Annotated in this window: 11 protein-coding genes; 5 read left to right on the plus strand and 6 right to left on the minus strand. The window is 73.6% G+C overall.

The genetic code is table 11. From position 1 onward, the window contains the following. Positions 1–27: 27 nt before the first annotated feature. From bioD to bioB, 3 genes are read right to left on the minus strand one after another with little or no spacing between them, the layout of a single operon-like run. Positions 28–747 carry a dethiobiotin synthase gene (gene bioD / locus EF918_RS27110; RefSeq protein ID WP_125651483.1) on the minus strand — a complete coding sequence of 240 codons (720 nt, stop codon included), beginning with the start codon at positions 745–747 and terminating at the stop codon, positions 28–30. Positions 748–756: 9 nt separating this feature from the next. Further along, the gene (locus tag EF918_RS27115) at positions 757–2091 is read right to left on the minus strand and encodes an adenosylmethionine--8-amino-7-oxononanoate transaminase (RefSeq protein ID WP_125651485.1); all 1335 of its coding nucleotides are present in this window, start codon (positions 2089–2091) and stop codon (positions 757–759) included. Further along, positions 2084–3376, minus strand: coding sequence for a biotin synthase BioB (bioB, locus tag EF918_RS27120; protein ID WP_125651487.1), 1293 nt, complete (start codon positions 3374–3376; stop codon positions 2084–2086). Before bioB ends, EF918_RS27115 begins: the two co-directional genes overlap by 8 nt. Before the next feature lie 159 nt (positions 3377–3535). On the opposite strand from bioB, the gene EF918_RS27125 reads away from it, so the two are divergent. Next, positions 3536–4738, plus strand: coding sequence for an 8-amino-7-oxononanoate synthase (locus EF918_RS27125; protein WP_125651489.1), 1203 nt, complete (start codon positions 3536–3538; stop codon positions 4736–4738). On the opposite strand, the gene EF918_RS27130 is transcribed toward EF918_RS27125, so the two are convergent. Beyond that, positions 4735–4962, minus strand: coding sequence for a DUF397 domain-containing protein (locus EF918_RS27130; protein WP_125651491.1), 228 nt, complete (start codon positions 4960–4962; stop codon positions 4735–4737). The two genes, EF918_RS27125 and EF918_RS27130, sit on opposite strands and share 4 nt — an antisense overlap. A 12-nt stretch (positions 4963–4974) precedes the next feature. Beyond that, the gene (locus tag EF918_RS27135; RefSeq protein WP_125651493.1) at positions 4975–5850 is read right to left on the minus strand and encodes a helix-turn-helix transcriptional regulator; all 876 of its coding nucleotides are present in this window, start codon (positions 5848–5850) and stop codon (positions 4975–4977) included. 194 nt (positions 5851–6044) lie between these two features. Here EF918_RS27135 and EF918_RS27140 point away from each other — a divergent pair, with 194 nt between their 5' ends. Then, positions 6045–6503, plus strand: coding sequence for an ATP-binding protein (locus EF918_RS27140; RefSeq protein ID WP_125651495.1), 459 nt, complete (start codon positions 6045–6047; stop codon positions 6501–6503). A gap of 60 nt (positions 6504–6563) precedes the next feature. Here EF918_RS27140 and EF918_RS27145 read toward each other — a convergent pair whose 3' ends face one another. Then, on the minus strand, positions 6564–6959 hold the full coding sequence (locus EF918_RS27145; protein ID WP_260610720.1) for a VOC family protein: 396 nt from the start codon (positions 6957–6959) through the stop codon (positions 6564–6566). A 316-nt stretch (positions 6960–7275) separates the two neighbouring features. Here EF918_RS27145 and EF918_RS27150 point away from each other — a divergent pair, with 316 nt between their 5' ends. Genes EF918_RS27150 through EF918_RS27160 form a run of 3 tightly spaced genes read left to right on the plus strand, consistent with a single transcriptional unit; the run spans position 7276 to position 9619 of the window. After that, positions 7276–7578 (plus strand): urease subunit gamma, encoded by a 303-nt coding sequence (locus tag EF918_RS27150; protein ID WP_125651497.1) that lies wholly within the window; start codon positions 7276–7278, stop codon positions 7576–7578. 15 nt (positions 7579–7593) lie between these two features. Then, a complete protein-coding gene (locus EF918_RS27155; RefSeq protein WP_125651499.1) occupies positions 7594–7905 on the plus strand; it encodes an urease subunit beta in 312 nt (103 codons plus the stop codon). Further along, positions 7898–9619 carry an urease subunit alpha gene (locus tag EF918_RS27160; protein ID WP_125651501.1) on the plus strand — a complete coding sequence of 574 codons (1722 nt, stop codon included), beginning with the start codon at positions 7898–7900 and terminating at the stop codon, positions 9617–9619. The genes EF918_RS27155 and EF918_RS27160 overlap by 8 nt, the downstream gene beginning before the upstream one ends. The last annotated feature ends 41 nt before the right edge of the window (positions 9620–9660 follow it).

Consider the following 9660-nt stretch of genomic DNA (forward strand, 5'->3'; position numbering starts at 1 on the left):
GAACACCCCCGCCCCCACCCTCCCGGGTCAGGCGGGCCAGCGCGCGGTGAACTCCGCCGCCGACCAGGTGCCGCCCAGCTCCGGCGCCAGCCAGCCCGGCGCCGCCGCCCGGAACGCGTCCGGCGCCAGCCGGCCCGAGGACTCCGGTACCGCGCCCAGCAGCGGCGTGGCCGACACCGCCGGCAGGTCGGCCAGGTTGCAGCGGGCGGCGAGGTCGGGCTCGGCGGGCCAGCTCCCGACGACCACGCCCAGGGGCGACAGCCCGCGCGCCCGCAGCGCCTCGGCGGTCAGCGCCGTGGAGTTGAGGGTGCCGAGCCCCGCCGGGGCCACGATCAGCACCGGGGCCGCCAGCAGCGCGGCGACGTCGGCGAGGGTGTGGCCCGCCTCGTCGAACCGGACCAGCAGTCCGCCGGCCCCCTCGACCAGCACCAGGTCGTACGCGGCGGCGAGCTTCTCCGCGGCGGCGGCGACCGCGGCCGGCGACAGCGTGGCCAGGCCGCTGCGGCGCGCGGCGGTGTCCGGGGCCAACGGCTCCGGATAGCGGGCCAGTTCGACCGGGGTCACCCCGGGCCCGGCGAGCCGGGCGGCCTCGGCCGCGTCCCCCGGCTCGTCCGGACCGAGGCCCGTCTGGGCCGGCTTGAGCACCGCCACCGTCCGCCCGGCCGCCACGGCGGCCGCCGCGACCGCCGAGGTGACCACCGTCTTGCCGATCTCCGTGCCCGTCCCGGACACGACCACGACACCCATCCGTCCCGCCTAGCCTTCCCGTGCCGCGGCGACGACCGCCCGGCAGATACGTGCCACGTCACCGTCCGGGGTCACGAACGGCGGCATGGTGTAGATCAGGTCCCGGAACGGGCGCAGCCAGGCGCCCTCCCGGACCGCGGCCGCGGTGGCGGCGGCCATGTCGACCGGGTGGTCGAGCTGGACCACGCCGATCGCGCCGAGGACCCGTACGTCGCGCACCCCTGGCAGCGCCGAGGCCGGCGCGAGCCCTTCGCGCAGGCCCGCCTCGATGCGCTTGACCTCCTGCGCCCAGTCCTGACCGAGCAGCAGCTCGATCGAGGCCAGGGCCACCGACGCGGCCAGCGGGTTGCCCATGAACGTCGGCCCGTGCGCGAGCACCGGGACCTCGCCCCGGGATATCCCGTCGGCCACCTTCGGTGTGCACAAGGTGGCGGCCATCGACAGGTAGCCGCCGGTCAGGGCCTTGCCCACGCACATGACGTCCGGGGTGATCCCGGCATGGTCGGCGGCGAACAGGGCGCCGGTGCGCCCGAACCCGGTGGCGATCTCGTCGAGGACGAGCAGGACCTCGTACTCGTCGCACAGCTCGCGCAGCACCCGCAGGTAGCCGGGGGCGTGGTAGCGCATGCCGCCGGCGCCCTGCACCACCGGCTCCACGATCACCGCGGCCAGCTCGTGCGCGTGCGCGGCGATCAGGGTGCGCAGGTGGTCGGCGTAGGCCGGGTCCACCGGGGCGTCGAACCCGGCGGGCGGCTCGTCCGCGAAGACCTGCCGCGGCAGGGCCCCGGACCACAGCTCGTGCATCCCGCCGTCGGGGTCGCACACGGCCATGGGCTGCCAGGTGTCGCCGTGGTAGCCGCCGCGCCAGGTCAGCAGCCGGGTCTTGCCCGGCCGGCCGACCGAACGCCAGTGCTGCAGGCACATCTTGACGGCGACCTCGACCGCCACCGAGCCGGAGTCGCTGAGGAACACGTGCTCCAGCCCGGCGGGGGTGATCTCCACCAGCTTCGCCGCCAGCCGGACGGCGGGCTCATGGGTGAGGCCGCCGAACATGACGTGCGACATCCGCCCGAGCTGCTCCCGCACGGCCTCGTCGAGCACCGGGTGGCGGTAGCCGTGGATGGCCGACCACCACGAGGACATGCCGTCGACCAACTCCTCCCGCCCGTGGGCGGGGGCGGCCAGCCGCAGCCGGACGCCCGAGGCGGAGGCGACCACGAGGGGTTCCTGCCGTCCGGGCATCGGGCCGTAGGGGTGCCAGACGTGCTGCCGGTCCAGGGCCAGCAGCTCCGGCGCGGACAGCGGCGGGACCTGCGGGCGGAGCGGGTGGTGCGGGTCAGGCATTGGGGGCGAGGTCCGTTCCCGCACCGCGACGCCGTACGGCCACCAGGTCCGGGCGCACCTCACCCGGTGCGGCCTGCGCGGGCGCCTCGGCCGGCGCGACCGCGGCGGCCACCGGCTCCGGCTCGTCCTGCGCCGCGTGGGAGCCGCAGCCGCCGCAACCGGAACCGCAGCCGGCCGGGGCGGTGGCGCCGGAGGCGTCCGCCGGGGCACCCGCCGCGGAACCGCACAGGGATACGCCGCCGCCGTGCGAGCCGCAGCCGCCGGCCGCCGCCGCGGCGTCGGAGCGGTGCGCGGGCAGGGTGGTGGTCCCGGCGCCCTCCACCTCGAAGCCGGCGTCCGCGATCATGTCGAGGTCGGCCTGGCCGGCCTGGCCCTCACTGGTCAGGTAGTCGCCGAGGAAGATCGAGTTGGCCAGGTGCAGCGCCAGCGGCTGGAGGGTGCGCAGGTGCACCTCGCGCCCGCCGGCGAGCCGTACCTCCACGTCGGGGCAGACGAACCGGACCATGGCGAGGATCCGCAGGGCGCGCTGCGGGGTGAGGTTCCACTCCTTGGCGAGCGGGGTGCCCTCGAAGGGGATCAGGAAGTTGACGGGCACCGAGTCGGGGTCCAGCTCGCGCAGCGAGTAGACGACGTCGACCAGGTCCTCGTCGCTCTCGCCCATGCCCGCGATCAGGCCGGAGCAGGCGGACAGACCGGCGGCGTGCGCCTTCTGCACCGTGTCGACCCGGTCCGCGTAGGTGTGGGTGGTGGTGATCTCCCCGTACGTCCCCTCGGACGTGTTGAGGTTGTGGTTGTACGCGTCCGCGCCGGCCTCGCGCAGCCGCTCGGCCTGGCCGTCGGAGAGCAGACCGAGGCAGGCGCACACCTCGACGCCCTCGTTCTCCTCCTTGATCGCCGCGATGGTCTTCGAGACGCGCTCCACGTCCCGGTCCGTCGGGCCGCGCCCGCTGGCCACCAGGCAGACGCGCTTGGCGCCGCCCGCGACACCGGCGGCGGCCGCCTGGGAGGCCTCCTCCGGCTTCAGCCAGGTGTACTTGAGGATGTCGGCCTTCGACCCCAGCCGCTGGGAGCAGTAGGAGCAGTCCTCCGGGCACAGCCCGGACTTCAGGTTGACCAGGTAGTTCAGCTTGACCCGGCGTCCGAACCACTGGCGGCGCACCTTGCCGGCCGCGGCCACCACGTCGAGCAGTTCGTCGTCGGAGGTCGCCAGTACGGCGAGCGCCTCTTCACGGGTCGGCAGCTCTCGCCGCAGCCCCTTTTCCACCAGGGTGTTCAGCAGGTCCATGGGGGCGATCCTTTCCCACACCACCAGTCCCAGCCAAGGAGAGATCGCACAACATGGCCGGAACGGAGTGTGTGTATCGCCACACCTGGCACGCGGGTCGCGGGCGGCTAGGGTCTGGGGAGTCTGTGGACAGCCGACAAATCGCGAGGACTCACCCCTATGCCCCAGCACGCAGCGGCCGACGTGTCCCCCGCCTCCGACGCGTCCGACGTGTTCGCCTGGATCGACGACGAGGAACGGGCGCGGGAGCGGGCCGGGCTCGTGCGCTCCCTGCGGCCGCGCCCGGCCGACTCGCCGCTGCTGGACCTCGCGAGCAACGACTACCTGGGGCTGTCGCGGCATCCCGCGACCGTGCGCGGGGCCCAGGAGGCGGCGGCGCGCTGGGGCGGCGGGGCCACCGGCTCCCGGCTGGTCACCGGGACCACGGAGCTGCACGAGGAGCTGGAGCGGGAGCTCGCCCGGTTCTGCGGGTTCGAGGCGGCGCTGGTGCTGTCCTCCGGCTACGCGGCGAACCTGGCCGCGGTCACCGCCCTCAGCGGGCGGGGCACCCTGGTCGTCTCCGACACCGGCAACCACGCCTCGATCGTGGACGGCTGCCGGCTCTCCCGGGCCACGACCGCCGTGGTGCCGCACGCCGATCCCGAGGCCGTGGCCAAGACCCTGGCCGCGCACGAGGGCCGGGCGCTGCTGGTCACGGACTCGGTGTTCTCGGTCGACGGTGACGCCGCCCCGCTCGCCGCCCATGCCGAGGTCTGCCGTGCGGCGGGGGCCGCCCTGGTCGTGGACGACGCGCACGGGCTGGGGGTGCTGGGCGAGGGCGGCCGCGGGGCCTTGCACGCCGCCGGGCTGGCGGGGACGCCGGGGGTGGTGGCCACGCTGACCCTGTCGAAGTCGCTGGGCAGCCAGGGCGGTGCGGTGCTCGGCCCGGCCAAGGTGATCCGGCACCTGGTCAACACGGCGCGGACGTTCATCTTCGACACCGGGCTCGCCCCGGCCGCCGTGGGCGCCGCGCTGGCGAGCCTGCGGCTGCTGGAGGGGGAACCGGAACGCGCGGCCCGGGCCCGGGAGGTGGCCGCCGCCCTGTACGGGCGACTGACCGCGTCCGGCCTGACCGCGGCCCGGCCGGACGCGGCCGTGGTGTCGGTGCGGGCCCCGTCGGCGTCGGCGGCACTGCGCTGGGCCGCCGACTGCCGTGAGGCGGGGCTGTCCGTGGGGTGCTTCCGGCCGCCGTCCGTGCCGGACGGCATCTCCCGGCTGCGGCTGACCGCGCGGGGGGATCTCACGGGGGACGAGATCTCCCGGGCGGTGGAGACGATCCTGGCCACCGCGCCGGCCGGAGCCACGGACTCCCCCGGCGCCTAGGCGGCGCCGTCCGTCCGTACGTGGGCGAGGAAGCCGTCCCAGGCCGGGCCGGTGAACAGGACGGCCGGGCCGTCCGTCCGCTTGGAGTCGCGGACGGCCAGCAGGCCGCCGCCGAGGACGGCGGCTTCCACGCAGTTGTTCATCCCGGTGCTGTGGCTGCTGCGCCGCCACCGGGTCGCACTGTTCTCAGGTCCGCTCGGGGGTAGGGGGGGTGTTGCGGACACGGGGGTGCCTCCTTACGCGCCGTCAGCGATCTCGCTGATGAGCTCCGACGAGTCTTGGGGCGGGAGGGCGTGCGCCTGGATGGTGCGGAATGCGGCGCTGTACGCCTCAAGGTCTTCCTTCCGCTCCAGATAGAGGCTACTCGTCAAATGGTCGAGTACCACCACATCCAGATCGGCGATGTTCGGAAATGAGAAAATAACGAACGGTCCGGTCAGGCCGAGATGACCACCCACGCTGAACGGCAGCACCTGGAGCTGCACGTGGGGCAGCCGGGCCACGTCCACCAGGTGCCGCAGCTGCTCGGCCATCACCCCGGGCCCGCCGATCTGCCGGCGCAGCACCGCCTCGTCCAGGACCGCGCTCAGCTCCAGCGGCGGGTCCGACCACAGCACCGCCTGCCGGGCCAGCCGTACGTCGACCAGCGCGTCGACCTTGGGTTCCGGCAGGCCGCCCAGGGCCGCCCTGGTCACCGCGCGGGCGTAGGCGGCGGTCTGGAGCAGGCCGGGCACCACGGACAGCTCCACAGTGCGGGCCGCGCGGGCGCCCGCCTCCAGGCTGATGAAGTCCCGGTACTCCTGCGGGAGCAGGCCCCGGTAGTCGTGCCACCACTCGCGGCCGCCCCGGCCCGGGTCGGCCGGGCCCGCCGCCGAGGCGGACAGGGCCTCCAGGAGCGCACGCTGCTGGTCGCCCACACCGCCGTAGGCGTCCAGCAGCAGACGGACGTCCTCCGGTTTCACGCCACTGCGGCCCGTCTCGATCCGGCTGATTTTCGACTGGTGCCATCCCACGATGCGGGCGGCCTCACCACTGGTCAGTCCGGACCGGTCCCGCAGCGCGCGCAGTTCCTCGCCGAGCTTGCGCCGGCGTACCGCGGGTCCGTGCTGCATGCCGCCTCCTTCCACCGGCACAGATCGCACCAGTCTGCCCTGCAAATACGGTCTTCCGTAGCAGAGTTCACCGCATCGAGCGACAGATATATGCATATCTTGAGGGAACGGCAGCAGCGGTGGCGCGGGGAATGGCACTCTGGCGGTCAGCACAGATCCGGGGCGATTCGACCCGGCGGGAAAGGGACCGCGCCATGGCAGATCACCAGGAAGCCTCCGTCACCCTGCCGAGCGATCCCGCCTCGGTGGCCGCCGCCCGCCGCTACGTCGCGGAGGTCCTCGAGGAGTGGGGGCTGGTCGAGGGCACCGAGGCCGCGGACTCGGTCCGGCTGATCGTCTCCGAACTCGCCACCAACGCCGTGCAGCACACCTTCGGGCAGTCCCCGACCTTCACCGTGGACCTGCGGCTGGAGCGCCAGGAGACCCTGCGGATCGGGGTGACCGACAGCCACCCCCGCTGGCCCCGGCGGCTCCCGGCCGCCGTCCAGCAGGACAACGGCCGGGGCATGGTGATCATCCGCTGGCTGACCGCCGAGGCGGGCGGCCGGCTGTCCGTCAGCCCGACCGCGGACGGGGGCAAGACGGTCTGGATCGCCCTGCCCTGGACCGCGGTCGCCGGCGCGGGCGCGATCGTCTCGAACTCCCTCGGCTGAGGCGGCCCGTCCGGGCCCGCAGCGGGGTCCCGCCGTCGGGCCGGGCGGCCGGGGCGGGCGTCAGCCCTGGGCGGTCTCCCGCTCCTGCGCGCTCCGCTCGATGCACAGCTCGTTGCCCTCCGGGTCGGCCAGGACCACCCAGCCGCGCCCGTCGGGGCGGCGCTGATCGTCGACGATCCGGGCGCCGAGCCCGGTCAACCGCTCGACCTCCTCGTCCCGGGTCCGGTTCGCCGGCTGGATGTCCAGGTGGACCCGGTTCTTGACGGTCTTGCCCTCCGGGACCCGGATGAACAGCAGGCCCGGTACCTCGGGCCGGCCCGGGTCCAGCAGCACCTCGTCGTCCCCCTCCTGGTCGTCGGGGTGGACCGGGAAACCGGTGACGGCGGACCAGAACCGGGCCACGCCGTAGGGGTCGTGCGCGTCGAAGGTGATGTGCCGGACGGGGTTGCTGAACACGGGCCCTCCTCGGGGGGCAGGCGTCGGCGCACGGAACGTCGGACGGCAGTGCCGGAGCGATCGAACCGGTGAGCCGTTGGAAACGTGAATTAACTCGCCGGAAAAGCAGCGGCCTTAGCGTGACGGATCGTCGGCGGCCAACGTCAATGATCACCCATGCGGCGGTAAAGCACCGGTGTGCGGGACGTCAAAGGGTGACTCCTCGTTGGTCAAGGAGTCGTCTGACATGGATCAGCGCAGGTCAACAGGGTGTTGAAGGCCGCTAGGGTCGGCCGCGCGACAGGGCCGACCCCGTTCCGGAAGCTGGGTGATTCGCATGCAACTGACCCCACACGAGCAGGACAGACTGCTCATCCATGTCGCGGCCGACGTGGCCGAACGGCGCCGCGCCCGCGGCGTGCTGCTCAACCACCCCGAGGCCGTCGCACTGATCACGGCGCACATCCTCGAAGGCGCCCGGGACGGCCGCACCGTCGCCGAGCTGATGACGTCGGGCCGCACCGTCCTGCGCCGCGACGAAGTGATGGAGGGCATCCCCGAGATGATCCACGACGTCCAGGTCGAGGCCACCTTCCCGGACGGCACCAAGCTCGTCACCGTCCACGAACCGATCGTCTGAGGGAAGGCCCACGTCATGATCCCCGGCGAGATCCACTTCGCGGACGGTCCCGTCCCGCTCAACGAGGGCCGCGACGTCACGCGGCTCACCGTGCTCAACGCCGCCGACCGGCCCGTCCAGGTCGGCTCGCACTACCACTTCGCCGAGGCCAACCCGGGCCTGGCCTTCGACCGGCCCGCCGCGCACGGACTGCGGCTCAACATCGCCGCCGGCACCGCCGTCCGGTTCGAGCCGGGCATCCCGGTCGAGGTGGAACTCGTACCGCTGGCCGGGCTGCGGATCGTCCCCGGGTTGCGCGGCGAGGCCGGGGGGCCGCTCGATGGCTGAGCTCGACCGGCGCGCGTACGCCGACCTCTTCGGACCCACCACCGGCGACCGGATCCGGCTGGCCGACACCGACCTGTTCCTCGCGATCGAGGAGGACCGCAGCGGCGGTCCCGGACGCGCCGGGGACGAGGCCGTGTTCGGCGGCGGCAAGGTGATCCGCGAGTCCATGGGACAGGCCCGGACCACCCGGGCCGAGGGCGCGCCCGACACCGTGATCACCGGCGTGGTGGTGCTCGACCACTGGGGCGTGGTCAAGGCCGACGTCGGCATCCGCGACGGCCGCATCTGCGGGATCGGCAAGGCCGGCAACCCCGACACCATGGACGGGGTGGATCCGGCCCTGGTCATCGGCCCGGAGACCGAGATCATCTCCGGCAACGGCAAGATCCTCACCGCCGGCGCCATCGACACGCACGTCCACTTCATCTCGCCGACCCTGATCGACGCCGCCCTCGCCTCGGGCATCACCACCCTCGTCGGCGGTGGCACCGGCCCCGCCGAAGGGTCGAAGGCCACCACGGTCACCCCGGGGTCGTGGCACCTGGCCCGGATGTTCGCGGCCCTGGACGGCTTCCCGGTCAACATCGGGCTGCTGGGCAAGGGCAACACCATGTCCACCGACGCCCTGCACGCGCAACTGCGCGGCGGCGCGCTCGGGTTCAAGATCCACGAGGACTGGGGTGCCACCCCGGCCGTGATCGACGCCTGCCTCGGCGTCTGCGAGGAGACCGGCGCCCAGCTCGCGATCCACACGGACACCTTGAACGAGGCCGGGTTCGTGGGGGACACCCTCGCCGCCATCGGCGGGCGCACCATCCACGCGTACCACACCGAGGGCGCGGGCGGCGGGCACGCGCCCGACATCATCACCGTGGTCTCGGAGCCGAACGTCCTGCCCAGTTCGACCAATCCCACCCGCCCGCACACCGTCAACACCGTCGAGGAACACCTCGACATGCTGATGGTCTGCCACCACCTCAACCCCGCCGTGCCGGAGGACCTGGCCTTCGCCGAGTCCCGCATCCGGCCCTCGACCATCGCGGCCGAGGACGTCCTGCACGACCTGGGCGCCATCTCGGTCATCTCCTCCGACTCCCAGGCCATGGGCCGCATCGGGGAGGTGGTGCTGCGCACCTGGCAGACCGCGCACGTGATGAAGCGGCGCCGCGGCTTCCTGCCGGGCGACGGCCCCGCCGACAACCAGCGGGCCCGCCGCTACGTCGCCAAGTACACGATCAACCCGGCCGTGGCCCAGGGCCTCGCCCGCGAGATCGGCTCGGTGGAACAGGGCAAGCTGGCCGACCTGGTCCTGTGGGATCCGGCCTTCTTCGGCGTGCGCCCCCAACTGGTCATCAAGGGCGGCCAGATCGCCTACGCCCAGATGGGCGACGCCAACGCCTCCATCCCGACGCCCCAACCCGTCCTCCCCCGGCCGATGTTCGGCGCCGAGGGCCGCGCCCCGGCCGCCAACTCGCTGAACTTCACCGCCCCGGCGGCCCTGGACGACGGCCTTCCGGAACGCCTGGGCCTGGGCAAGGAGTTCGTCCCGATCGAGAGCACCCGCAAGGTCACCAAGGCGGACATGCGCTGCAACGACGCCCGGCCGCGCGTCGAGGTCGACGCGGACACGTTCACGGTCACCATCGACGGCGACCCGGTGGAACCGGCACCGGCGGCGGAGCTGCCGATGGCCCAGCGGTACTTCCTGTTCTGATGGGGGGCGGACGAGGGGTGGCCGTGGGCACGGGAGCGGGA

It is taken from the genome of Streptomyces sp. WAC06614, from assembly GCF_003949795.1.
Lineage (GTDB): Bacteria > Actinomycetota > Actinomycetes > Streptomycetales > Streptomycetaceae > Streptomyces.

Bases quoted from the DNA above. Each gene is read 5' to 3' on its own strand.
- bioD (WP_125651483.1), bottom strand. From the start codon at position 747: ATGGGTGTCGTGGTCGTGTCCGGGACGGGCACGGAGATCGGCAAGACG.
- EF918_RS27115 (WP_125651485.1), bottom strand. From the start codon at position 2,091: ATGCCTGACCCGCACCACCCGCTCCGCCCGCAGGTCCCGCCGCTGTCC.
- bioB (WP_125651487.1), bottom strand. From the start codon at position 3,376: ATGGACCTGCTGAACACCCTGGTGGAAAAGGGGCTGCGGCGAGAGCTG.
- EF918_RS27125 (WP_125651489.1), top strand. From the start codon at position 3,536: ATGCCCCAGCACGCAGCGGCCGACGTGTCCCCCGCCTCCGACGCGTCC.
- EF918_RS27135 (WP_125651493.1), bottom strand. From the start codon at position 5,850: ATGCAGCACGGACCCGCGGTACGCCGGCGCAAGCTCGGCGAGGAACTG.
- EF918_RS27140 (WP_125651495.1), top strand. From the start codon at position 6,045: ATGGCAGATCACCAGGAAGCCTCCGTCACCCTGCCGAGCGATCCCGCC.
- EF918_RS27150 (WP_125651497.1), top strand. From the start codon at position 7,276: ATGCAACTGACCCCACACGAGCAGGACAGACTGCTCATCCATGTCGCG.
- EF918_RS27155 (WP_125651499.1), top strand. From the start codon at position 7,594: ATGATCCCCGGCGAGATCCACTTCGCGGACGGTCCCGTCCCGCTCAAC.
- EF918_RS27160 (WP_125651501.1), top strand. From the start codon at position 7,898: ATGGCTGAGCTCGACCGGCGCGCGTACGCCGACCTCTTCGGACCCACC.